Origin of the sequence: Ruegeria sp. HKCCE3926 (genome assembly GCF_017872515.1) — a bacterium.
Lineage (GTDB): Bacteria > Pseudomonadota > Alphaproteobacteria > Rhodobacterales > Rhodobacteraceae > Ruegeria.
In genome coordinates this window covers 1-22,568 of sequence record NZ_JAEDOU010000001.1, presented here as the reverse complement: position 1 = coordinate 22,568, position 22,568 = coordinate 1, and the positions used below count along the sequence as shown (strand labels likewise).

General features: G+C 56.7%; 21 protein-coding genes. 8 read left to right on the top strand and 13 right to left on the bottom strand.

Annotated elements, in window-relative coordinates; all coding sequences use genetic code 11:
- Positions 1 to 113 precede the first annotated feature (113 nt).
- From I9184_RS00105 to I9184_RS00090, 4 genes are read right to left on the bottom strand one after another with little or no spacing between them, the layout of a single operon-like run.
- On the bottom strand, positions 114 to 896 hold the full coding sequence (locus I9184_RS00105; protein WP_171722713.1) for an arginine deiminase family protein: 783 nt from the start codon (positions 894 to 896) through the stop codon (positions 114 to 116).
- Positions 897 to 899: 3 nt separating this feature from the next.
- On the bottom strand, positions 900 to 2,504 hold the full coding sequence (locus I9184_RS00100; protein WP_209832238.1) for a 5-guanidino-2-oxopentanoate decarboxylase: 1,605 nt from the start codon (positions 2,502 to 2,504) through the stop codon (positions 900 to 902).
- Positions 2,501 to 3,685 (bottom strand): pyridoxal phosphate-dependent aminotransferase, encoded by a 1,185-nt coding sequence (locus I9184_RS00095; protein ID WP_209832237.1) that lies wholly within the window; start codon positions 3,683 to 3,685, stop codon positions 2,501 to 2,503. Before I9184_RS00095 ends, I9184_RS00100 begins: the two co-directional genes overlap by 4 nt.
- Positions 3,682 to 4,338, bottom strand: a complete 657-nt coding sequence (locus I9184_RS00090; RefSeq protein ID WP_216598219.1) for a TetR family transcriptional regulator C-terminal domain-containing protein — start codon at positions 4,336 to 4,338, stop codon at positions 3,682 to 3,684. The genes I9184_RS00095 and I9184_RS00090 overlap by 4 nt, the downstream gene beginning before the upstream one ends.
- Before the next feature lie 77 nt (positions 4,339 to 4,415).
- On the opposite strand from I9184_RS00090, the gene I9184_RS00085 reads away from it, so the two are divergent.
- From I9184_RS00085 to I9184_RS00070, 4 genes are read left to right on the top strand one after another with little or no spacing between them, the layout of a single operon-like run.
- Entirely contained in the window at positions 4,416 to 5,213 is a 798-nt protein-coding gene (locus I9184_RS00085; protein WP_171634592.1) for an ATP-binding cassette domain-containing protein, read from the top strand.
- 41 nt (positions 5,214 to 5,254) lie between these two features.
- Positions 5,255 to 6,019, top strand: a complete 765-nt coding sequence (locus tag I9184_RS00080; RefSeq protein WP_171634594.1) for a transporter substrate-binding domain-containing protein — start codon at positions 5,255 to 5,257, stop codon at positions 6,017 to 6,019.
- 9 nt (positions 6,020 to 6,028) lie between these two features.
- Positions 6,029 to 6,781 (top strand): ABC transporter permease, encoded by a 753-nt coding sequence (locus I9184_RS00075; protein ID WP_152459071.1) that lies wholly within the window; start codon positions 6,029 to 6,031, stop codon positions 6,779 to 6,781.
- Positions 6,778 to 7,575 carry an ABC transporter permease subunit gene (locus tag I9184_RS00070; RefSeq protein ID WP_209832236.1) on the top strand — a complete coding sequence of 266 codons (798 nt, stop codon included), beginning with the start codon at positions 6,778 to 6,780 and terminating at the stop codon, positions 7,573 to 7,575. The genes I9184_RS00075 and I9184_RS00070 overlap by 4 nt, the downstream gene beginning before the upstream one ends.
- Before the next feature lie 490 nt (positions 7,576 to 8,065).
- Here I9184_RS00070 and I9184_RS00065 read toward each other — a convergent pair whose 3' ends face one another.
- The 8 genes from I9184_RS00065 to I9184_RS00030 all read right to left on the bottom strand — a co-directional run bounded on the left by I9184_RS00065 (position 8,066) and on the right by I9184_RS00030 (position 17,476).
- Entirely contained in the window at positions 8,066 to 8,821 is a 756-nt protein-coding gene (locus I9184_RS00065) for an ABC transporter ATP-binding protein (protein WP_171634599.1), read from the bottom strand.
- 9 nt (positions 8,822 to 8,830) lie between these two features.
- Positions 8,831 to 9,586, bottom strand: coding sequence for an ABC transporter ATP-binding protein (locus I9184_RS00060; RefSeq protein WP_152459074.1), 756 nt, complete (start codon positions 9,584 to 9,586; stop codon positions 8,831 to 8,833).
- Between the two features lie 10 nt (positions 9,587 to 9,596).
- On the bottom strand, positions 9,597 to 10,802 hold the full coding sequence (locus tag I9184_RS00055; RefSeq protein ID WP_209832235.1) for a branched-chain amino acid ABC transporter permease: 1,206 nt from the start codon (positions 10,800 to 10,802) through the stop codon (positions 9,597 to 9,599).
- 3 nt (positions 10,803 to 10,805) lie between these two features.
- Positions 10,806 to 11,837, bottom strand: a complete 1,032-nt coding sequence (locus tag I9184_RS00050) for a branched-chain amino acid ABC transporter permease (protein ID WP_171118891.1) — start codon at positions 11,835 to 11,837, stop codon at positions 10,806 to 10,808.
- Positions 11,838 to 11,942: 105 nt separating this feature from the next.
- Positions 11,943 to 13,289 (bottom strand): substrate-binding protein, encoded by a 1,347-nt coding sequence (locus tag I9184_RS00045; RefSeq protein ID WP_171634601.1) that lies wholly within the window; start codon positions 13,287 to 13,289, stop codon positions 11,943 to 11,945.
- A gap of 569 nt (positions 13,290 to 13,858) precedes the next feature.
- Positions 13,859 to 14,845 (bottom strand): zinc-dependent alcohol dehydrogenase family protein, encoded by a 987-nt coding sequence (locus tag I9184_RS00040; RefSeq protein ID WP_209832234.1) that lies wholly within the window; start codon positions 14,843 to 14,845, stop codon positions 13,859 to 13,861.
- Between the two features lie 273 nt (positions 14,846 to 15,118).
- The gene (locus I9184_RS00035; RefSeq protein WP_209832233.1) at positions 15,119 to 16,912 is read right to left on the bottom strand and encodes an alpha/beta fold hydrolase; all 1,794 of its coding nucleotides are present in this window, start codon (positions 16,910 to 16,912) and stop codon (positions 15,119 to 15,121) included.
- A 186-nt stretch (positions 16,913 to 17,098) separates the two neighbouring features.
- Positions 17,099 to 17,476, bottom strand: coding sequence for a nuclear transport factor 2 family protein (locus I9184_RS00030; RefSeq protein WP_209832232.1), 378 nt, complete (start codon positions 17,474 to 17,476; stop codon positions 17,099 to 17,101).
- Between the two features lie 597 nt (positions 17,477 to 18,073).
- On the opposite strand from I9184_RS00030, the gene I9184_RS00025 reads away from it, so the two are divergent.
- A complete protein-coding gene (locus I9184_RS00025; RefSeq protein ID WP_171634610.1) occupies positions 18,074 to 18,259 on the top strand; it encodes a hypothetical protein in 186 nt (61 codons plus the stop codon).
- Positions 18,260 to 18,498: 239 nt separating this feature from the next.
- Here the strand turns inward: I9184_RS00025 and I9184_RS00020 are convergent, their stop codons facing one another.
- Positions 18,499 to 19,620, bottom strand: a complete 1,122-nt coding sequence (locus tag I9184_RS00020) for a hypothetical protein (protein ID WP_209832231.1) — start codon at positions 19,618 to 19,620, stop codon at positions 18,499 to 18,501.
- A 210-nt stretch (positions 19,621 to 19,830) separates the two neighbouring features.
- On the opposite strand from I9184_RS00020, the gene I9184_RS00015 reads away from it, so the two are divergent.
- The 3 genes from I9184_RS00015 to I9184_RS00005 are packed head-to-tail and all read left to right on the top strand — an operon-like array spanning position 19,831 to position 22,516.
- A complete protein-coding gene (locus I9184_RS00015; protein WP_209832230.1) occupies positions 19,831 to 20,490 on the top strand; it encodes a hypothetical protein in 660 nt (219 codons plus the stop codon).
- A 38-nt stretch (positions 20,491 to 20,528) separates the two neighbouring features.
- A complete protein-coding gene (locus I9184_RS00010) occupies positions 20,529 to 21,188 on the top strand; it encodes a response regulator transcription factor (RefSeq protein WP_171634612.1) in 660 nt (219 codons plus the stop codon).
- Positions 21,188 to 22,516 carry a HAMP domain-containing sensor histidine kinase gene (locus tag I9184_RS00005; RefSeq protein WP_171634614.1) on the top strand — a complete coding sequence of 443 codons (1,329 nt, stop codon included), beginning with the start codon at positions 21,188 to 21,190 and terminating at the stop codon, positions 22,514 to 22,516. The genes I9184_RS00010 and I9184_RS00005 overlap by 1 nt, the downstream gene beginning before the upstream one ends.
- Positions 22,517 to 22,568 lie beyond the last annotated feature (52 nt).

The following is a 22,568-nucleotide window of genomic DNA, read 5'->3' as shown; positions in this document are numbered from 1 at the left end:
GTTATCCGAGCGCTGGTCAACCGGAAGAAATCAAGCTTGTTCACCGCCCGTCTTTCGAACCATCAACACGTGACCTGCCGAATTCACTGGGGTCTGAACCCTGCAGCTGCCCCTCAGAACCTTAATGAAAGACAGGACATGCCACCATCAAGCTTTGCGCAATCGGTATTGTCAATTTCAACGACCTCATAGCCTTCGCGGTCCAGCATCTCTGCGGTGCGCGGAAACCCAGCGGCCATCAGCACCAGATTGTTGAACCTAATCGCGTTTGCCGCTGCTTCCTCTCCGTCAGCTACATGCAGCACCCGGTAGCCTTCAAAACAGCCCGAAGCGTCCAATCGCCGGGTCGCTAGAATTGTCTCGGCATCCATCAGCGAACAATCCGTTTTGAAGTGCAAAACGCCCTCGGGTGTGAACACTTCCCGCAGTTTGTGACCCCATTCCGAGGTGATTTTCGCCAGTTCTTCAACACCTTCCGCGTCAGTGCGGTCTGACCGGCCCACAAGAATTTCGCGGCCGGTTACAAGGATGTCTCCACCCTCGATATGGCCGGGACCATTGATCTGTGTGACCGTTTCATAGCAGGTCCGCAGTGCCGGGGCGATCTCGGCCACTTCCCCCATCCGCGAAGGCGCGCCCGGCCGCATCAGCACAGCACCTTGCGGCAGGCACAGGGCCGTATCTTCCACAAACTGCGCGTCAGGGAACGCATCCAGGGGATCAAGCTCGATCACCTCGGCCCCGGTGCTTTTCAGTGCTGCCACGTATGCCCCATGCGCGGCCGTCATCCCATCGAAATCCGGGTTTCCGATATCTTCTGCGCGCAATCCGTCAGCGATGGTCGGGGCCGGGCGGCGGGTGATGGCGCGGGAAAACTCAAAAGTTGGGTCTGACATGCTTTAATCTCTCTGAGGTTCGAATTTTCGGGCGGTGACTTCGATCATCGCGGGCCCGCCCATGGACGCCGTTTCGCGTAACGCTTGCGCGATGGACTGCGGCTTATCGGGAACCCTGGTGTGTGGAATGCCAAAGGATCTGGCCGTTGCTGCAAAATCGGGGGGTGTGGGGTCACATCCAATGACCGTCACGCCTGCATCCTGCATCGATGTGGCGATTTCCCGGTACCCGCGATTGTTCCAGATCACGAACGTGACCGGCAGGTTTTCGTCTACTGCGGCCATTGCTTCCGGCATAGAAAACTGCGCCCCGCCATCGCCGACGATGCATATTACCCGCGCCGTTGGATCGGCAATCGACGCACCGATGGCTGCTGGTATGCCATAACCAAGCGCACCATAGCCCGTTGCCGCATTGAACCAGCCGCCAGCCCGGTCGTGGTCATAGTAAAGATTGCCGGCATAAATTGGCTGGGTGGAATCCCCGACCATCAGAGCATCCGGAGACGCCGAGCGCATCGCATTCAGTATCTCCACCTGTTTGCGATAATCCGGACCAATCTCCTGCCAGGCCGCATCGCGCGTTTTTCTGGCACGGTCCGCACCGTCGCTTTGCCGTGCCCTCTGCGGCAGGGCCTCACACAGCGCTGGCACAACCAAGCCTACGTCACCTTGAATGGCAATCGCTGCATCATGCCGCGAAAGCTGATCGCTGCACCGATCAACCCGTATCAGTTTTGGCAGTTTCGCAAACTGGCCGGTGGCATACATGTCATAATCAGTTGGCCCCAGCTCGGTTCCCAAGGCCAGAACGCAATCGGCGCTTTCCAGCAATGCGCGCACCGCGTTCAGGCTGGGGCTGGCCGGAACGGTCAGGGCATGTCCGTGCATCAAGCCGCGCGCGTTGACGGTTTGCACAACAGGGGCACCCAGAGCTTCGGCCAGTGCTTGCAATCCCGCCTCGGCACGTTTCGCGCCGCCGCCCGCCAGAATGACGACTTTCTTTGCCTCAGCCAGTTGCCCTGCGGCCTGTCTAATCAATGCCGGGCTGACCGGAGGATCAGGGTCAGGCGTCTCGACTGCTGTTTCCTGATAGTCCGCCGCTGCGACATCCAACGGAACCTCGATATGCGTCGGCCCGCAGCGACCATTGCTGAGGCCGTGAAAAACGCGGTCCAAAACCGGGGCCAGAGCGCTGGGGCCGGTGACCTGTTCGGACACCAACGCAACCGTTTTCGCCAGCCCGATTTGGTCCGGCAATTCGTGCAGATGCCCCAAGCCCTTGCCAAGCGATCCGGTTTTGTTGACGCCGGACACCACCAGCATCGGTATTGAATCGGCCCGCGCCTGCGCCATCGGCGTCAGCGTATTGGTCAATCCGGGGCCGGTGATCACAAAGGCAACACCCGGTTTGCCCGACACACGGGCATAGCCATCGGCCATGAAACCCGCCCCCTGTTCGTGTCTGGGCGTCACATGTCGTATGCCCGAAGCCGCAAGCCCTCGGTACAGTTCCACCGTGTGAACGCCCGGAATTCCGAAGACGCAGGTCACATCCCGCTGGCGCAGCCCGGCAACCAGAGCTTCGCCAACTGTCATACTGCTCATGCGACCTCGCGTGATTTGCTGTTGGCGTGATCGATGATACGGGAAACCGCAGTACCAAAATCCGTGTCATTGATCGTCAAAGCGACCCGCACCCAGTCCTTCAGGCTGTCACCAAAGGCGGATCCCGGCATGACGGCCACCCCGGCCTGTAGCAGATCCCAGGCATAGGCTTCGCCATCCAGCCCGGTGGCAGAGACATTGATGAGTGCGAACATTCCCGCTTCGGGCCGGTGAACAATCAGATCCGTTTCAGCTTCAAGACGATCGGCCAACAGGGTGGCGCGGCCAGAAAAGCGGGCGGCCATCCCAGGGGCAACCTCGGACCCGTCACGGATCGCTTTTTCGGTCATGTCCGCGATGAACGGCTGATTGCCAAAAAGCATGGTCTCGGAATAGGGCAGCAGCGCTTCGCAGAACGCGGCGGGCCCGACACACCAGCCACTGCGGAACCCCGGAGCGGCATGAGACTTCGAGATGGATGATACGCCAATGACACGATCCGCCAGTTCCGGATCTGCCAATGGTGAAACAAATCGTGCACTGTCAAAGATCAGTTCTTCATAGACCTCGTCCGAGATGATCCACAAATCACGCGCAATCACCAGCTGCCCGATCTCGGCAATGTCCGCGGCGGTCAGGATCGCGCCAGTCGGGTTATGCGGAGTTGTCAGAAGAATGGCGCGGCTGCGCGGAGTGATGCGGGCCGCGATATCTGCGGCCTGCATGCGAAACCCTTTCTCGGGCCGCAGCGGTACGGGTACCATCTCGGCCCCGGATGCACGAATGACACCTTCATAGGTCGCGTACATCGGATCGCCGACCAGAACTTCGTCGCCCGCCTCGGCGACCCCGGCCATGGCTGCGAAAAGGGCGGTTTGCGTGCCGGGAAAGCACAGAAAATTCCCGGGCTCGAAAGCCCGCCCGCGAGAGGCAGAATAGCGCGCAGCCAGAGCGTCAAGCAGCCCTGCTTCACCGCGCCCGTTGGAGTACCCTGTCCGCTGCGCCCGCAATGATGCAACGGTGGCTTCGACCAGCACGTCCGGCACCGGAACATCCGGTTCTCCTATCGTCATTTCGACGATGTCCGCTCCGGCCTTGATAAGGTCGCGGGCTTTCAGATGTACGCCCCATTTGGCGCCACCCAAGCCCGCCAACCGTTCTGTCACCGATGTGGTCTTCATGACTGCTCCACCCCTTTGGTCAATGGAATCCCGACGATGGCGCTGACGGAATCCAAACCGATCCGCGCCAGCTGGCCTTCGGAAAACGCATCCGGAAGCGCGCCCCCTTCCAGCCACAGGCCGTCGATCACCGCGTTGCAGGCGATGGCCAGTTGCATTGCCTCTGACGCGTCAACCGAACGCCCGGCTTCCTGCAATGCCGCGACGATCAGCTTCTCGAGGTGATCCCGGAAATAGTCATAGGTTCGCTGGTGAATGCGCTGCATTTTCGGGTCATGCTGCACCTTGTTCAGGAAACCCGCCCACAACGCCACGGCGCTTGGATCGACGATCGGCTGTCGCAGTGACGCGTCGACGAAGTTGGTCAACTGAGAAACCGCGCTTCCGGTTCCTGATGACGCCGCTGTCTGGTCCGTCAGCGTATTCATGTGGTGCTCATACGCCGCCTGAACCAGTTCGTCCTTGGATGAGAAATAGTGCCGGATCAAACCTTGGGTCACATTCGCACGGGCTGCGATCTCGCGCACCGTGGCACCCCGAACGCCCATCTCGGCGATCAGGTCCAAAGTCGCCAGAATCAGCGCCTCGCGGCGAACCTCGGCAGACTCACGTTTGAATTTGCGGCTTTCGTCCTGCACGTCAGTGTCATCCATGGCACGGAGTTATTATACACTTGCATAATTGCGAGATTCGGGGCTTACTGCAAGCTGAAATCAGAAGATTCTTGGATATGGACACAGCCAAAGCAGTTTCACCCGCACCCGAAACAACCACGCCCGACGAAGCGATCAAGGTTGAGGATCTGCACAAGTCCTTTGGCACGCTGGAGGTTTTGAAAGGCGTATCCCTGACCGCAAACAAGGGGGATGTTGTTGCCATTATCGGGGGGTCAGGCTCTGGAAAATCCACCATGCTGCGCTGCATCAACTTTTTGGAAACGCCGAGTTCCGGAAAGATAACCATCGGCGGGGAACCCGTTGAAATGCACACCGATGGCAGCCCCTCCAACCGCCGCCAGATCGAACGTATCCGCACGCGTCTGGCCATGGTTTTCCAGCAGTTCAATCTGTGGACACACCGCACGCTTCTGGAAAACGTGATCGAAGTGCCAGTGCATGTGCTCAGGGTGCCAAAGGCCCAGGCGATCGCACGGGCGCATGAATTGCTGACGCGGGTGGGCCTTGGCGACAAGGCTGACACCTATCCGGCCTATCTTTCGGGTGGTCAGCAACAGCGCGCCGCCATTGCCCGGGCGCTTGCGGTCGATCCTTCGGTGATGCTTTTCGATGAACCGACGTCGGCGCTTGATCCCGAGCTTGTTGGCGAAGTTCTGACCGTGATCCGCGATCTTGCCGCCGAAGGGCGCACAATGCTGCTTGTCACCCATGAAATGAAATTCGCACGCGAAGTCGCAGACCACGTTGTCTATCTCTTCGAGGGCCGCATCGAAGAGCAGGGCCCACCTGCCGAGGTCTTCGGAAACCCAAAATCAGAGCGCCTTAAGCAGTTCCTCAGCTCGGTCGCCTGAATCGGAATAACAAAACAAATAAACCAAAAGGGAGTATCAAAATGAACGTCAAGAAACTGCTCGCGTCCGGCCTTGCCGCCGCTGTCCTTTCGGCTGGTATCGCCAGTGCAGAAGAGGTCAAGATCGGCATCGCAGCCGAACCTTACCCGCCATTCGCGTCGCTGGACAGTTCAGGCAATTGGGTCGGCTGGGAAATCGATGTCATCAATGCGGTCTGCGCTGCTGCGGAACTTGACTGTGTTATCACGCCGGTCGCCTGGGATGGTATCATCCCGTCGCTGACCGGACAGCAGATCGACGCCATCATGGCGTCTATGTCGATCACCGAAGAGCGGCTGAAAACCATTGATTTCAGCGATCCTTACTACAACACACCTGCCGTCATCGTCGCGGACAAATCGATGGATATCGAAGCGACCCCCGAGTCGCTGGCCGGTAAGGTTGTCGGCGTTCAGGCGTCGACCATCCACCAGGCTTACGCGCAGGAATATTTCAAGGATTCCGAACTGAAGGTTTATCAAACTCAGGATGAGGCCAACCAGGACCTGTTCGCAGGTCGTATTGACGCCACTCAGGCCGACAGTATCGCCATGGCGGACTTCGTGAACTCGGATGCCGGGGCATGTTGTGAAATCAAAGGCGCCGTCGCAGATGATCCGGCCATCCTGGGCCGGGGTGTTGGTGCGGGTGTTCGCAAGGGCGACGATGACCTGCTTGCAGCGCTGAACAAGGGCATCGCGGCAATTCTTGCCGATGGAACGCACGAGAAGATCACTTCGAACTATTTCTCGGCCAGCATCTACTAAGCGGCTGCCGTGACCGGACTGTTGGAATCGCTTGGATTGGCGCAGAGCGCAGAGCTTCTGTCGCTGTCGCCACCGGGTTGGGGGGGCAATCTGCTGCGCGGATTGTCCCACTCATTGCAGATCGCTTTTGGTGCATATGCGCTCGGCCTCGTGATCGGATTGTTCGGAGCCTATGGCAAGCTTTATGGCGGGAAGGTCACGCGCGATCTTCTTGCCATCTACACGACCGTGATCCGGGCCGTGCCGGAACTGGTCCTGATCCTGATCCTGTATTACGTGGGATCTGACATCATCAACAAAATCTCCGCTGCAATGGGCGGAGGTCGGGTCGAGGTCAATGGCGTCGCTGCGGGCATTTGGGTTCTGGGCGTTGTACAGGGCGCATATGCAACCGAGATCCTGCGCGGAGCCATACAGGCGGTTCCACCCGGACAGATCGAGGCCGCCAAATCCTACGGGATGCCCGCCTTCATGACCATGCGCCGCGTGACGATCCCCGCCATGATGAGCTTTGCCGTACCCGGCCTGGCCAACTTGTGGCTGATCGCCACCAAGGACACCGCCCTGCTCGCGGTCGTGGGATTCAACGAACTGACACTGGAAACCCGGCAGGCCGCCAGCAGCACACGCGCCTATTTCACCTTCTTTCTGGCGGCGGGTTTTCTCTATCTCATGGTCACCCTGTTTTCGGGCGCCATCTTCGCGCGGATCGAAAAATGGGCGCGTCGCGGTCAACCTTCTCTGAAAGGAGGTGGCAGATGATCGATCTCAGGTCTTTGATGCAACCCCATCGCATCGTGATGATGCTGATCTTTGCCGGGATCGTAATCTGGTGTGCCATGTCTTTGCGATGGGACTGGTTGCCAAAATACGCCCCGCTTGCCTTGCAGGGAATCTGGACCACGCTCTGGCTGCTTGTTGTCACCGTCGTTCTCGGATTTCTGCTGGCCGTACCACTCGGGTTGGCCCAAGCCGTTGGACCCTGGTACCTTGCGGCCCCCGCCAAGGCGTTTTGCACCATCATTCGGGGCACACCCCTGCTTTTGCAGCTTTGGTTGCTGTATTATGGCCTCGGCTCATTGTTCCCTCAATTCCCCTGGATACGATCGTCCGAGCTTTGGCCGTATCTGCGTCAGGCCTGGCCTTATGCGGTGCTGGCACTAACGCTTTCCTATGCCGGCTACGAAGGTGAGGTAATGCGCGGAGCCTTCAAAGGCGTCGCCAAAGGTCAGCTGGAGGCGGCAAAGGCGTTTGGCATGCCCAGGCTGACAATGTTCCGCCGCATCTGGCTGCCGCAGGCAATCCGCAACGTTCTGCCGACCCTGGGCGGTGAAACCATCCTCCAGTTGAAGGCGACGCCCTTGGTCGCCACGATTACGGTGGTTGATATCTATGCCGTGTCATCGCGGGTGCGGTCCGACACGTTCATCATCTACGAGCCGCTCATCCTGCTGGCCGTATTCTACATTCTCGTTGCCGGTATTATTGCCCTGATGTTCCACTGGCTGGAAGTGAAGGTGCTGGGAACCGGAAGCCGAAATGGGCCAGCCGGATAGTACAAGCCGGAAGTAAAGCGAGACCCACTGCCCCACTCCGGGCACAGATTTCGTCGGCGCGTTTGCAGATCGATCGAAACCATGGGCACACGATCAAACGGTTGCCCGAAATGATTTGGGGAAGGTTCGGCTTGCAGGCCCCTGCGGCGAAGGCACTGGCAGCCCAGGGGCAGAGCCTGACTTTCTTATCCATTGCACAACGACCTGGAACACCGCGGCGCAATCTTCTGGTCGGCGCAGTGGCGGATGTCGCGAAGCATTGCAAACTTGCCCCCTCGTCCTTTGGGGCGCGTTGCACGAGGCGCGCATTCAGCGCAGGCCCGACAGGACCTAATGCCGCAAACCCGCATTCGGATTTGAGCCGACGACCATCATTTTTCGGGGTGAAACACCCTTGATCGCGAATGGGCAGTATCTGCCCTGAACGCGGGTCATGGTGAGCAACGAACTGGTGATACCCATCGGGTCTGTTTGCCAATCAGAACAACGCTCAGATCGCCAGATACTCCTCACGAAGACTGGTGTCCTCAAGCACTTCTTTTGCCGTTCCGTCGAACACGATGGTACCGGTGTCAAGAATGATCGCGCGGTCCGCCAGTTCCAATGCGCGCACAGCGTTCTGTTCAACGATGATCGTGGTCATACCCTGCTGCTTGACATGTATGAGGGTTTTTTCGATTTCGTCGACGATGACAGGCGCCAAACCTTCATACGGCTCATCCAAAAGCAGTACCTTGATGTCCCTGGCAAGCGCTCTGGCGATTGACAGCATCTGCTGTTCGCCACCCGACAATGTAATCCCTTCCTGCTTCCTGCGCTCACCGAGACGCGGAAACAGCTCGTAAAGCCGTTCAAGGGACCATCCGATCGGAGGAGCAATCTGTGCAAGTTGCAGATTTTCTTCGACTGTCAGGCCGGGAATAATGCGCCTGTCTTCCGGTACAAGGCCAAGGCCAGCCGCTGCTGCTTCATAGCTTGTCATGTTGTGCAGCGGTTTGTGGTCCAACCAGATTTCGCCATGTCTTACTTCGGGTTCTGCGACCCTTGCAATCGAGCGCAGTGTCGAGGTTTTGCCCGCACCGTTTCGCCCAAGAAGAGCAAGAATCTCGCCTTCATGCACATTGAAGCTGACACCCTGCACGATATAGCTTTCTCCGTAATAGGAGTGCATATCCCAAACGGAAAGAAACGCAGGGGCGGTGCTGGCCAGATTGGCGTTTTTCGAAAAGTCAGGTTTCTCGTTCATAGCGTTTCCTTACGCAGCCTCGCCCAGATAGGCTTCGCGAACCTTTGGGTTTCCGCGGATGTTTTCAGGAGTATCTTCAACCAGGGGTGTCCCCTGGGCCAGAACAGTGATGCGTTCGGCAAGGCTGAAGACAACATGCATGTCATGCTCGATGATCGCGATGGTGATGTCGCGTTCTTCCTTGATCTGTTTCAGCAGGTCGATCGTGTTGTTGGTATCCGCCCTCGCCATCCCCGCCGTCGGTTCATCCAGCAGCAACAGCCTCGGATTCTGGCTGAGGCACATGCCAATCTCGAGTCGGCGCTTGTCGCCGCGCGACAGCGAGGCTGCATGCATCTCACGCTTGTCGGCCATGTTCATCTCTTCCAGCATGGCTTCGGCCTGTTCAACAACAGCTTTTTCGTTGGCGATGGTCTCGTATGCATGCATCCGGAACGCGCCATCCCGCATGGCGAAGATCGGAATCAACATGTTCTCCATCACCGTCAATTCACCAAAAATCTCTGGTGTTTGAAACACGCGGCTTATGCCCATCTGGTTGATCTGGAAGGGTTCAAGCCCCAAGACCGATGCGTTGTCGAACAATACGGACCCGGTATCTGGCATGAGCTTGCCGACCAGACAATTCAGCAAGGTCGACTTGCCCGCACCATTGGGCCCGATGATAGCGTGAACCGAATTCTCCTCGACGCTGAGATTCACATCCGTGAGCGCCTTGAGGCCGCCGAAGCGCTTGCTGACGTCTTTGACTCTTAGAATTGCCATGGCTCGCCCCTTATTCCGCCGGTTCCGTTTTGCCCGACGTCGCGTCGTCGGATTTTGATTTCTTGCGCTTGAGCCGGTTCAGCAAACGCTGACCACCTTCGACAAGACCACCCGGCAAGTAGATAACGACAAGCATGAAAAGAATGCCCAGCGTCAGATGCCATCCCTTGCCGATGAACGGATGGATCAAGAAAACCACCGCGTCCTCCAGCCCGTCAGGCAGGAATGCAAACCAGCTGTGCAACACGTTGTCGTTGATCTTCGAGAAAATATTTTCGAAGTACTTGATGAAGCCTGCACCCAGCACCGGCCCGATCAGTGTGCCGGTGCCGCCCAGGATCGTCATCAGAACGACCTCGCCCGATGCGGTCCACTGCATACGTTCGGCACCTGCCAGCGGGTCCATTGCGGCCATCAGCCCACCAGCCAAGCCGGCATACATGCCCGAGATGACAAAAGCTGCCAGCGTGTACGGTTTCGAGTTCAGGCCAGTGTAGTTCATCCGCTGCTGGTTTGATTTGACGGCCCGCAGCATCATCCCGAAAGGTGAACGAAAAATTCGGATGGACAGATAGAATACCACCATCATGATCACCGCACACAGATAGTATCCCGCGTTGAAATCAAAACTCCATGCGCCCACGTCCAGCGTGTAGGTTGCGCGCATCGGCAACCCGAACAGATGCGGCAGGTCCGGCGAGTTCGCCCCTTGCAGAATCTGTGGATCATCCGCGTAAACCTGCAATCCCGTTTCCCCGTTCGTCAAGTTGAACTTGGGGTTGGACAACACCGAGTAAGCCAACGCAAAGCTCATCTGGGCGAAGGCCAGCGTGAGGATCGAAAAATAGATGCCCGACCGGCGCAGGCTGACAAATCCGATCAGCAATGAGAATACCCCGGCGACCACAATGCTGAGTGCGATGGCCGGGATGATGTTGTAACTCAGCAGCTTGAACATCCATACGGCGGAATAGGATCCAACGCCCAGAAAGGCCGCGTGTCCGAATGACAGGTATCCGGTAAGGCCGAACAGGATGTTGAAGCCGATGGCAAAGATGCCGAAAATCACAAAACGCTGCATCAGATCCGGATAGCCCGCGTTAAACTGCGCCATGGCGCTGCCTTCCGGGAACGGATTCAGGATGAAGGGTGCCAGCATCGTCAGGATGCCGACGATGATCAGCAGGCTGGTATCTTTTTTGTTCAGTCCCAACATCGATTATTCCTCCATCACGCCTTTGCGTCCCATCAAACCGCGCGGGCGTGTGAGCAGCACAATAATGGCAACAAGGTAGATGATGATTTGGTTGATGCCCGGGATCGTCGTCGTGGCCCAGGTCGTAGAGGCGAAGCTTTCGAGAATGCCCAGCAGAAAGCCAGCCAGCACCGCGCCGGGAAGAGACCCCATGCCACCAACGACAACCACAACGAAGCTGAGGACCAGAAAATCCATCCCCATGTGATAGTTTGGTGGGTTGAGCGGCCCGTACATGACGCCCGCCAAACCGGCCACCGCGGCAGCGATACCGAACATGATCGTAAAACGCCGGTCGATATTGATCCCCAGCAAACCCACAGTTTCGCGATCCGCCATGCCGGCGCGCACAACCATGCCGAAGGTGGTGAATTGCAGGAATGAGAAGACGGCACCGATAATGGCAACCGCAAAGCCAAAATAGACCAGGCGCCAGATCGGGTAGATGATCGCGTTGGGATCAAACCCGATCATCGTGCCAAGGTCGATAGAGCCACTCAGCGCGTCGGGCGGCGGCGTCTGAATGGGGTTGGCACCGAAGAAGTACTTTACGATTTCCTGCAACACGATCGCCAGGCCGAACGTGACAAGGATCTGGTCCGCGTGAGGGCGCTTGTAGAAATGCTTGATAAGCCCGCGTTCCATCACATAACCAACCGCCAGCATGATCGGGATCGCAAATAGGATTGCCAATGGAACGGACCAGTCGATGATCGTCGCACCAAACTCCGGGCCGAACCATGCCTCGACATAAGGTGTTTCCACTTTCAGCGGGTTGCCAAGAAAGTCGGTTTGGCTCTCGTCGATGGTTACAAAGCTCAGGTTCATGAGCTTTTGCAAAGTGACGGCACAGAACGCACCGATCATGAACAGGGCCCCATGGGCAAAGTTCACAACGCCGAGCGTCCCAAAAATAAGCGTCAGCCCCAGCGCAATCAGCGCATAAGCCGACCCTTTGTCCAGACCGTTCAGAATTTGCAATAGGATGGCGTCCATTGGCCCACCTCAGGGTTGGTCAGTGTGAATTGAGTGGCACAACAGGATCAACCCTGCTGTAGATGTCTGGCCACCATTTTGGCAGCCAGACTTTGATACGCGGTCTTATGCGCCCGGGTTACACTCACCCAGTGCGCCACCGGCAAACATCGGATGCTCCGGATCGTATTCGACCTGCGCGCGTGGGGTGATCTCGACGATCTCCAGCGTGTCATAGGCGTTGGTCGGGTTCATGTTGCCACGCACGACCAGCACGTCTTTGAAGCACTGGTGGTCATCGGCGCGGTACAGGGTCGGACCGTTGCCCAGCCCGTCGAACTCGAAGCCTTCCAGGGCCTCGACGACGCCGCATGGGTTGAAGGTGCCGGCGCGCTCGCACGCATCCGCGTACAGCAGAACCTGGGCATAGCAGGTCTGGGCCGAGTTGGACGGCGGCTTGCCGTATTTCTCGCCGAAGGATTTCACGAAGGCTTTTGTGCCTTCATCTTGCAACTGCCAGTTCCAGTTCATTGAACCCAGCACGCCCTTGATGTTCTCGCCCGCACCGGCGGCCATCAGCTCCGAATACAGCGGCACGACGATCTTGAAGTCCTTGCCGTTGGCAACTTTGTCGAGCAGGCCGAACTGAATCGCGTTGGTCAGCGAATTCACCATATTGCCGCCATAGTGGTTCAGAACCAGAACATCCGCGCCCGAGTTCAGTACCGGAGTGATGTAGGACGAGAAGTCTGTTGACGCGAGCGGCGTTTTGACGGTGTTGACCGTTTCCCATCCCAGGGCTTCGGTCGAGGCGACGATCGACTCTTCCTGGGTCCAGCCCCAGTTGTAGTCCGCCGTCAGGTGATAGGCGCGGCGGTCGTTGCCCATCTCGGCCGCCAGCACCGGCGCAAGCGCAGCGCCCGACATGTAGGCGTTGAAGAAATGGCGGAAACCATTGGCCTTCTTGTCCTTGCCGGTCGTGTCGTTGGCGTGGGTCAGACCCGCCATAAAGATCACACCCGCTTCTTGACACAGGCCCTGAACCGCAACGGCCACGCCCGAGGACGACCCGCCGTTGATCATGATCGCACCGTCTTTTTCGATCATCGACTTTGCGGACGCACGTGCGGCGTCTGACTTGGTCTGGGTGTCACCTGTGACGAACTCGACCTTCTTGCCGAGGATGCCATTGCCCTTCAGCGCCTTCGACGTGAAGGTGTTCAGGCAACCGCCGTCACCCTCTCCGTTCAGGTGTTCCACCGCCAGCTGTTGCGCCAGCAGCTCGTCATTGCCCTCTTCCGCATACGGCCCGGTCTGGGGAACATTGAAGCCCAGGGTCACGGACCCTCCGGTTGGTTCGTTGGTGTAAGCGGCCGCCGACGAAGCCGTGAAGATCGTAGGCAGGGCCAGACCGGTGCCTGCAACGGCACCAGACTTCAACACGCCGCGGCGTGTGACAGATTTATTGGTCATTAATTCCTCCCATTTCCCTTTCTCTCGTCGTCTGGCTCCTCTTCCAGCAGACGAAAGCGCACTTATGTGCATTTCAATAATGGAAAGGCGGTGGAAAATTTCACAACAAATTACTGGATTTGAAACAAAATTTTGTAAACGTATTGACGAAAACCAAGATCGTTTGAAAAACTTTTTTGTTTGATTTAATTTAAATACATATTTTTCATATATTTAAATGTAAATATCAATGACACGGTTGTCAGGCATGACACCAATATTCGTTCTCTGCGTCACCAAAAGCCGATTTGCAATACAAAGCCAGCATTTTCAACACGCTGAATGGAAACAAGCTCTTCGCTCATCTGACGGTCCAGTTTGATTGTTGGCGCATGATCGTCCACGAGTCCGCCGGTATGATCATATCCTGCACGCGTGGGCGACATCCCAGTACGCTGAGCGGTCTTTCGTGTTCCGGTGTTTCGTCCATTCCACGATCAGGATCCGTTTGCCTAAGGCACCACCCTAATTTCGGATGCTGACGTCCGCTGTGACTTGTCAAGCCGGTGCGGGGCGCGACAGACCATTGGTCAGGGAACCAATACCGCTGCCCCTTGCAATCGTCCGGCGCTCAGATCCGCGAGGGCTGTGTTGGCGTCCTTCAGTGAATATCTTTGGGTCCGTGTCTGGATGCCAGCGGCTTGGGCCATTGCAAAAAACGCCTCACCATCCTGGCGCGTCAGGTTTGCGACAGACAGGATTTGGCGTTCCCCCCAAAGATCGCTGTAGGGAAAGGACGGAATGTCGCTCATGTGAATTCCGCCGCAAACCACGCGGCCGCCCTTGCGGACAGCTTGCAGCGCTTTGGGCACAAGGGCCCCGACAGGTGCGAATATGATTGCAGCATCCAGTTCCACCGGTGGTCGCTCGTCAGACCCACCAGACCAAACCGCACCAAGATCACGCGCAAACTCCTGTGCCTCGATATCGCCGGGCCGGGTCAGCGCATATACATTCCGGCCCTGCCAGACGGCCAGTTGTGCAAGGATATGCGCGGCAGCTCCGAAGCCATAAAAGCCGATTTCCTTGGCATCCTGGGCCATTCGCAGACAGCGAAACCCGATAAGCCCGGCACATAACAACGGCGCCAGTGCAACCGGATCGGCAACCTCTGGCAGGGCAAAAACATACCGTGCATCCGCAAGGCAGGCTTCGGCAAATCCTCCGTTTCGCGTGTATCCCGTGAACACCGGCGCGTCACACAGGTTTTCCTGTGCGCGATGGCAATACGGACATTTCCCACATGTGGATCCAAGCCATGGCACACCCACGCGCTGACCGGCATCCAGCCCTGTAACGGCATCCCCCTTTCGCATGATCCGCCCAACGATTTCGTGGCCCGGAACCAGTGGAAGTTCAGGATGTTCGAGGTCACCATCGACGATGTGAAGATCCGTTCGGCAAACACCACAAGCCTCGATCTGGATTTCGATGTCATGAGGGCCCGGCGTCGGAAGTTCGATGTCTTCCAGTCTCAGCGCGCGGCCGGGCTCGTTCAAAACCATTGCGCGTGTCATGGTCCAACTCTCCAGATACATCCGCCCGAAATCATCTGTGTATTGCCTCTTTTCGTTGCAAATTGCGGGCTTGGCCTTCGACTAACCCGCAAATGTGGCACAGGGTTTCGACGACCTGCACGATAACACACCTGCGCCGCAGCAAGGCTTGATCCATCGCAAAGTCCCAGATCCAACCGAGCGACCAAAATCTCAACTTCACCTGAAGGGCTTGCGCAGGATGTCCAAAGGAGATCGACAGGGCACTGACGGGTCTGACCTTCGCCGCCGGTTTCAGGCCTGAAGAATGTAGCTGCCCGGCGCTTTGGGCAGGTTTTCAGCCCCCCTTCGCTTTCCGCCCATCGGCGGCGGCGCGGTTTCGCCCGATGAACGGTCTTTGATCCAATCCACCATCGCAGGCCACCAGGAACCTTGCTTTACTTCGGCCGACTCGAACCACTCATCCGGCGAGGTATACAGCGCGTCCGCCGGCCTGTGGCCCAACCGATAGTGGCGGTGCTTGTGCCCCGGCTCGCTCAGGATGCCGCCATTGTGACCACCGTTGGTCAGCACGAAGGTGAGGTCTCCGTCGGTAAACAGCCGAATTTTGTACACTGATCGCCACGGGGCAATATGGTCGGATTCCGTTCCGACCACAAACATGGGTACGCGTATATCCTTGAGCGCAACGACCCGACCTTCGACAGAAAAGCGCCCAGCGCTCAGCCGGTTTTCCAGGAACAGACCGCGCAAATATTCGGAATGCATTCGCGCCGGCATCCGGGTCGTGTCATTGTTCCAGACGGTCAGCTCCGTAGGCAGGTCGTCTTCACCCAGAAAATAGCGACGGACAGCCCGGGCATAGATCAGATCCTCGGCGCGGATTGTCGTAAAAGTTCGCGTCATCTGAGGGCGGTCAAGATAGCCCTGCAACCACATCAGGTCTTCTACAAAAGCGACCTGGCTGTCATCGATAAACAGCAAAAGCTCACCGGCTTCGGCAAAATCAACCTGCGCCGCCATCAGCGTAACGCTTGCAAGCCTGTCATCGCCATCGCGTTGCATCACCGCGGCAGCAACCGCCAGAAGTGTGCCGCCAAGGCAATACCCATTGGCGTGGATCTTTTGGCCCGGAACGATTTTCTCGATGGCCTCGATCGCGGCCATGACACCGTTCAGGCGATAATCCTCGAGGCTGAGATCAGCCTGATCAGCGGTGGGGTTGACCCAGGAAATCATGAACACGGTAAAGCCCTGCTCGACCAGATGCCGCACCATGGAGTTTTCCGGGGACAGATCGAGCACATAATATTTCATGATCCATGCAGGCACGAAAAGGATCGGTTCCGCCTGCACGCGCTTGGTGCTTGGTGTGTATTGAATCAGCTCGAACAGCGCGTTGCGATAAACAACCCTGCCGGGGGTCGCGGCAATGTCTTTACCGATTTCATAACCCTCAGGGGCAGGTTCGTGCTGTTGCGTTATGGTATGGGCAACATCCTCAAGAAAGTGAGCGGCGCCCTCTATCAAATTGCGACCGCCGGTCTGAAAGGTGCGATTGATGATTTCCGGGTTTGACCACGGGAAGTTCGAAGGAGAGACAAGATCAAGCGCCTGACGAACCTGAAATTGCCCGCGTTCGGCGTCGCGGGGGGCGATGCCGGGCATTTCGTCCGTTGCGGCCTGCCACCAATCCTGCGCGCTCAGAAAGGCCTGCTGCCAAAGGGAAAACGGCGCCTTTTGCCAGCCGGGCGCATTGAAACGGTGATCCTGCTTACATGGCTGAAAAGGCGGAGTGGCCTTCGCGCCGGTCGCCATCTCGCTGGCATAGGCCCAGAGTTTGGCCGCATCGCGTGCCGCGCGTTCTGTCAGTTCAAGCTGGCGGCCGGGGGAACGACCCAGGTGCAGGGTCCAATCGATCCAGGTGGCCATTATCGAATGCGGGGAAACACCGGCGGTGGCACGGGCAAGGGCCGCGCGCGTTGCGCGGTCAAGTTTCTCATAGGGGTGTGGCGGGGCATTCTCGTCGGTATTTGCCGCACAAACCCCGACCTCGGCAGACAGCTTGTCAGGTGAGAGTTCGGTCATCTAGGTTCTCCGATCCGGGCAGAGTGCTAAAATGCTGCAAACCTAATTCCATCTGCCCACCAGGCCCCGGACCGACCAGTCAACCGCCCATTTTGATTGGACGTACTTGATTGCAGCGCCGGACCTGGCGAGGCTTCCTGAAATGGCAGCGAGCGCTTGGGAAGCCGTGTTGCCAGGTACCGTTCGCTATTTTGGCAACATAAAGAACTCTTCCAATACAATCTTGCCATCCTCAACTGAATAAATGGCAATTTCGCTAAGGTTCATTCGTTGTCCGGTGTCTTTCTGCACGACCTCGGCATTGAAACGCACCCCAAAGCGATTGGGCGGATGAACAAAAGGGCCATCTGCCGTAAGCGTTTGGATTTCATGCGTTTTCAGCCAATCTTCCCGCTTTGCCTTGATGGCGTCGCGACCCTTTGTAATCCGAAATTGCCGCACCGGAGGCACAACCGCTTCTATGGACTGAGCGTTTTCCGCATACATCTCGTCAACACTTGCCAAGCCGTTGCGATCACGCATCGCCTGAACAAATGTCCGCCCAATTTCGACCAGACTTTCCATGCAAGACCTCCTGATACATTGGTGACTGTATCTCGGCGGCCCGCGTTCAACCTTGACAAAGATCAAAATGAGACGGCCCTGCAAAGATTGGCCACCGGACTTGCTTAGGAACAGGCAGAACAGCGCCTTGTGAATTTGGGCGCAGCAAGTCGCCGCCAATCGTTGGGCGAGAGGAAACCAGTGGCGGACCGAGGAGTCTTCGAATTTATATCTTAATTTTATGTTTTTATTAGATTTTTAATAATCTGAATCTAAGAGTACCACATAAAATACCGCAGCATCTCGAATAAACATGTCACCGCTGGCAAGGCGGTTTCCATGAATCCAGAACAACGGTACCAGCTAAGAAGCGCAATACCGATTAAAAACAACAGCATTATTTGAACCGTCCTGCTCAAATAATGCCACTGCTGGATGGGTTCGCCTGATTGGCGGGTTATTCCAAGCAGCAAGATTACCCCCAACCTTTTGTTCACACCGGGGCGACAACATTAACCGAACGTGAACAATGTATTCTCTGAGTGTTCAAAGTGTTTAGCTCATACTACTCCCCGCAGGGCTATCTTAAAAAGCCCGTCTTTGTCGAAGGGGAAAAGAATGATCAAGTCTGCCATTGGGGTTGAGCCTTGTGTTCCTGCAACTATGCAGTCCTCAAATGTCGCCGTTCACGGCGCGCGTTCCAACGCCGAAAATTCGAGCACCAATCGCTTCCCTCCTATCGAGAATGCACTAACTGACATCATTAACAACAAGCGACTGGATGAGACAAACAAGGACGCCTGAAACGACGATTACAAGCCATCACGCTTCCAGGTTACGGCGACCAAATCAGGATACTGCAAAGCCCGCTCCGTATCGGAGCGGGTCTATTTTTGAGAAACCTCAATGCGTTCACGACGCTAAAAGCGTATCTCCATCCATCTAGTCAGGTGGTGTCGACACGACGCCGGGCCGGCCATGCTCGTGGTAAAGACATGGTCGACCCGGCCACCATCGGCTTGCAGAATAACAAGCCAATACTGTTAGCCATCTAACCCAAGCAGTGATTTTACTGCCGCCTCAACCTCGTCTGTAACGGGCTTGTTTGCCGCGTTTTCCAGTGCTTCGCGTTCAATCAGCCCTTGATCTTCAACAGCCTCAGTCAAGTCCTCGACCTCAGCAACCGCTTCTTCATATTCGACAGCATCCTGTTTCTCGGTTTCCAAACTTTCAGCCGTGTCGATGGCGTCCTGTAGATCGTTGTTTGCTTCCTCAAGCGCTGCCTCGATGTCTGGGTCGGTGCCACCAGCGTCTTCCAGCGCCTCTTCAAGTTCGGTCACACGATCCTGCTTTTCCTGAACATCAGTTTGTGCCGCTTCAAGATCCTGTTCGATTTCAGAAACAGAACGATCTGGCGGCGTCATCCCGTCCAGAAGATCCTGCTGCTCCTCCAGCGCCGCCCGCAGATCATCGCCAGCCAATACCGTTTCACGATAAGTAGCAATTCGGCCGACTCGTGAGTTGGGTGCGGCGTTCAGTAGGGCCGTCTCACTCGCATTTGCTGCGTTCAACGCGCCCAACTCTGACGGATGAGCCCCAAGTAACGAAGCCATTTTGTGTCCTGTCGGACGCTTTTCCGGGCGCACTGAACTGGTGACCGTAGGCGATGACGTGATTGTTCGCGCGGTTTTCGTTGCTTTGGATTTGGGTTTATTGGCCTTGGACTTCCTGCCACCAAATATCTCTTTCAAAGAGAATTTTTTCCCTTTTGAAGATTGGGATCGCGATCCTGAGATTCCAGTTGCTTTGTTACTTGTCTTGCCAGTTGCAGACTTTCCTGCATTTTTGGATGCGCCCTTTCCTAAACCTTTGCCACTACTGTTTCCGGCTCCGTCATTTCCGCTACCATGGCCATTTCCGTTCCCACCGCCATTACCGCCAGAGTTCCCTCCGCCGTGACCGCCACCGTTACCGCCTCCGTTACCACCTCCGTTGCCGCCACCGTTGCCGCCGCTGTTTCCTCCGCCGTTGCCGCCGCCTTTTCCGTTGCCGCCTTTCGCGTAGGCAGAATCAGGAAAGGCGACCGCCCCAACGAGCGCGGCGGAACTCATCAGGGCGATGGCAACAGCTGAGGTTTTCAACAATCCGGTCATTGTGTTTTTCATGGCGTTTCTCGTTGTTCAATTTTGAGTTTCTGTCGTCAGCGCTATTACAAACTTGATTCCGACAGGCCGTATGTCCTTGCCGGGTTCTTGTCCTAGTTTTTGTCATCTAACCCCATTGATGTTGAACCCACGGGAAACTGGTCGTTCATCAACGGTTCATGTAACCTTCGTTAGGTTGATCGGGCGTCAGCGCCGTAAAAAGTACCGAAGATGAAAAAGCTTTTGATCCTTGCCTGCCTTTTCGCGGTTCTCCAGCCCGGAGAAAGCGATGCGGCTGCCCGCGAACTGAAGCAGGCGGAGTTACGCAAGGCGACAAGTTCGGGACAAGCCATTCGGCTTAAAAAGGTTATCAAGGGTGTAGAGCGAGTTTTTGGCGGCACCCCAGTTAATGCGCGTGCCTTTCAGACAGATGAAGTCTATTATCGAATTCTGGTCAAAAAGCCGAATGGAAAGATAATCAGCGTTATCGTCAATGCAAAAACTGGTGTTGTTGTACCCAATCGGTCAAGTGTTGGGCGGCAGGTAACTGAAGCTGCCAAGACAGCGCCAGGCAATCCTGCTGCTGCATCGCAAGGGAAGTCGGCGAACAATGGCATCAATGGAAACCGTGGCGGCAACGGTAACAGCGGTGGTAACGGTGGCGGAAACTCCGGCGGTAACGGCGGGGGAAACAGCGGCGGCAACGGTGGCGGAAACTCCGGCGGTAATGGCGGTGGCAACGGTGGTGGAAACTCCGGCGGCAATGGCGGGGGAAACAGCGGCGGCAACGGTGGTGGAAACTCCGGCGGCAATGGCGGGGGAAACAGCGGCGGCAACGGTGGTGGAAACTCCGGCGGTAATGGCGGGGGAAACAGCGGCGGAAAAAGATGATGTTTAAACTTCGAGACACGCGCATATAGTGCTGGTGCATGAGAGTTTTGCTTGCAGAAGATGAACCGCACCTTTGCGATCAGATCAAAAAGCTGTTGAATGCCGAAGGTCGCGTAGTGGATGTGGTAAACAACGGTCTCGACGCGTTACATCTGGGCGCGACCGAACCGTACGACGTGATCATTCTGGATATCGGCCTGCCGGAACGGGACGGTATCTCGGTGCTGCGCGAGTGGCGTGGTTCGGGCGTGCAAACCCCGGTTCTGATACTTACCGCCCGCGATGGCTGGAGTGAGCGTGTCGACGGGCTTGATGCCGGTGCGGACGACTACATGACCAAACCGTTCCACATGCCAGAACTGGCGGCCCGGGTCCGCGCCATTTTGCGGCGGCAAAGTGGCCAGTTGAACCCGGTGATCGAGATGGGTAACGTCGTTCTGGATACGCGCAACGGGCGAGTGACGGTTGATGGCGTTCCGATCGATCTAACGGCTCAGGAAATCGCTGTGTTTACCTATCTGGCCCTCAATGCCGGGCGCATGATTTCAAGAACCGAGCTTTCTGAACATATCTATGAATACGACGGCGACCGGGATTCCAATACCATTGCAGTCTTCATAACCCGTCTGCGCAAAAAACTTGGCTCCGACTTGATTACAACGGTACGGGGCCGCGGATATATGATTGACTCTGCCTGATGTTGTCACTGCGTCAACGGGCATTGTTAGGAGGCTTTGCATCCGGAGCCGTGTCTGTTGGATTAGGTACACTTGCCGTCTTTTCTTACATCAACAACCGCGTATCAGATCGCTTCGACACTGCTTTGTTGGACCGCCACACACAGCTTGTAGTGGGATTGAGCGTCACCACCCAAAGCCCCGATTCACTCCGGGATCTGATGTTCGATCCGGCTTACAGTTCTCCATACTCTGGTAGATACTGGCAAGTTAGCAACGACGAAGGAGAAATCTTTACGTCTGCGTCACTGTTTGACGAAGTTATCGCCGAGCCTTCCGGCAACCCAGATACGCCAACGCTGTGGACTACGAATGGCCCCGAAGGTGAGGTCCTGCGCAGTGCCTTTCAAAAAATCACGTACGAAGACGGCTCTGTCTGGGGCGTAAGTGTCGCCGAAAGTCGGGTTCAACTTGCCGCCGAACGCCGTGCCGCACAACAAAGCCTATTGCCCGTATTTGCCCTTGTCGGTCTGATAGGGGTGGCCGGATCTCTTCTATTGATGACTATCATACTTGGGCCTTTAAGAAGATTGCGTTCCGATGTCGCGCATCGCTGGGATCAGGATGAAGATCTCAGACCAGCTGATTATCCGGAAGAGGTCGCTCCACTGGTTGAAGACCTGAACAAACTTCTGCGTCGGAATCGTGAGATCGTGTCAGGATCTCGCCGTCAGGCAGCCGACTTGGCCCACGCTTTGAAAACTCCTGCCACAATTTTGCGGAACGAACTGGAAACGCTTTCCGGTGCAGGAGTTGCAACGGGCACCGCGCGGGAGGCGTTGGACCGGATCGATGCTCAATTGAGCCGATCTCTCGCCAGATTGAGAGCCTTGCATACCGCGGACTTAACCCATTCGAGAACGGATTTGACAAACGCTATCGACAGGCTGGAACGGCTGTTTGCAACAATAGCGGATCGCGAAGGCAAATCTCTGCAGATCGTGCGTGACCCCGGTCTCTGGGTACGCATGGATGCACAAGATATTGAAGAGGTGTTGGGCAACTTGCTGGACAACGCAGTCAAGTGGTGCCGGAAAAGTGTACGCTTGACGGCCAAGCGCAACCCCGGTTGCATCGAAATCAGCATCGAAGACGACGGCCCCGGGATTCCGGAAGACGCCCGCCGCGATGCACTTCGGTCCGGCGGTCGTTTGGACACATCGGTCACCGGCAGCGGGCTAGGACTGACAATAGCAGTCGATTTGCTTAAAGCTTATGACACCCATCTGATTTTGGGCGCTTCCAGTACCCTCGGTGGTCTCGAATGTCGGGTCGAGATCTCGAGCTAGGGTCAGGACCCATTGATTTCAGCGGGGTTGCGTGACTCACGGTTCGAAAAAC

What these genes read in the sequence shown, in the direction of transcription:
- I9184_RS00105 (WP_171722713.1), bottom strand. Translation starts at nt 896, where the DNA reads ATGTCAGACCCAACTTTTGAGTTTTCCCGCGCCATCACCCGCCGCCCG.
- I9184_RS00100 (WP_209832238.1), bottom strand. Translation starts at nt 2,504, where the DNA reads ATGAGCAGTATGACAGTTGGCGAAGCTCTGGTTGCCGGGCTGCGCCAG.
- I9184_RS00095 (WP_209832237.1), bottom strand. Translation starts at nt 3,685, where the DNA reads ATGAAGACCACATCGGTGACAGAACGGTTGGCGGGCTTGGGTGGCGCC.
- I9184_RS00090 (WP_216598219.1), bottom strand. Translation starts at nt 4,338, where the DNA reads ATGGATGACACTGACGTGCAGGACGAAAGCCGCAAATTCAAACGTGAG.
- I9184_RS00085 (WP_171634592.1), top strand. Translation starts at nt 4,416, where the DNA reads ATGGACACAGCCAAAGCAGTTTCACCCGCACCCGAAACAACCACGCCC.
- I9184_RS00080 (WP_171634594.1), top strand. Translation starts at nt 5,255, where the DNA reads ATGAACGTCAAGAAACTGCTCGCGTCCGGCCTTGCCGCCGCTGTCCTT.
- I9184_RS00070 (WP_209832236.1), top strand. Translation starts at nt 6,778, where the DNA reads ATGATCGATCTCAGGTCTTTGATGCAACCCCATCGCATCGTGATGATG.
- I9184_RS00065 (WP_171634599.1), bottom strand. Translation starts at nt 8,821, where the DNA reads ATGAACGAGAAACCTGACTTTTCGAAAAACGCCAATCTGGCCAGCACC.
- I9184_RS00060 (WP_152459074.1), bottom strand. Translation starts at nt 9,586, where the DNA reads ATGGCAATTCTAAGAGTCAAAGACGTCAGCAAGCGCTTCGGCGGCCTC.
- I9184_RS00055 (WP_209832235.1), bottom strand. Translation starts at nt 10,802, where the DNA reads ATGTTGGGACTGAACAAAAAAGATACCAGCCTGCTGATCATCGTCGGC.
- I9184_RS00050 (WP_171118891.1), bottom strand. Translation starts at nt 11,837, where the DNA reads ATGGACGCCATCCTATTGCAAATTCTGAACGGTCTGGACAAAGGGTCG.
- I9184_RS00045 (WP_171634601.1), bottom strand. Translation starts at nt 13,289, where the DNA reads ATGACCAATAAATCTGTCACACGCCGCGGCGTGTTGAAGTCTGGTGCC.
- I9184_RS00040 (WP_209832234.1), bottom strand. Translation starts at nt 14,845, where the DNA reads ATGACACGCGCAATGGTTTTGAACGAGCCCGGCCGCGCGCTGAGACTG.
- I9184_RS00035 (WP_209832233.1), bottom strand. Translation starts at nt 16,912, where the DNA reads ATGACCGAACTCTCACCTGACAAGCTGTCTGCCGAGGTCGGGGTTTGT.
- I9184_RS00030 (WP_209832232.1), bottom strand. Translation starts at nt 17,476, where the DNA reads ATGGAAAGTCTGGTCGAAATTGGGCGGACATTTGTTCAGGCGATGCGT.
- I9184_RS00025 (WP_171634610.1), top strand. Translation starts at nt 18,074, where the DNA reads ATGATCAAGTCTGCCATTGGGGTTGAGCCTTGTGTTCCTGCAACTATG.
- I9184_RS00020 (WP_209832231.1), bottom strand. Translation starts at nt 19,620, where the DNA reads ATGAAAAACACAATGACCGGATTGTTGAAAACCTCAGCTGTTGCCATC.
- I9184_RS00015 (WP_209832230.1), top strand. Translation starts at nt 19,831, where the DNA reads ATGAAAAAGCTTTTGATCCTTGCCTGCCTTTTCGCGGTTCTCCAGCCC.
- I9184_RS00010 (WP_171634612.1), top strand. Translation starts at nt 20,529, where the DNA reads ATGAGAGTTTTGCTTGCAGAAGATGAACCGCACCTTTGCGATCAGATC.
- I9184_RS00005 (WP_171634614.1), top strand. Translation starts at nt 21,188, where the DNA reads ATGTTGTCACTGCGTCAACGGGCATTGTTAGGAGGCTTTGCATCCGGA.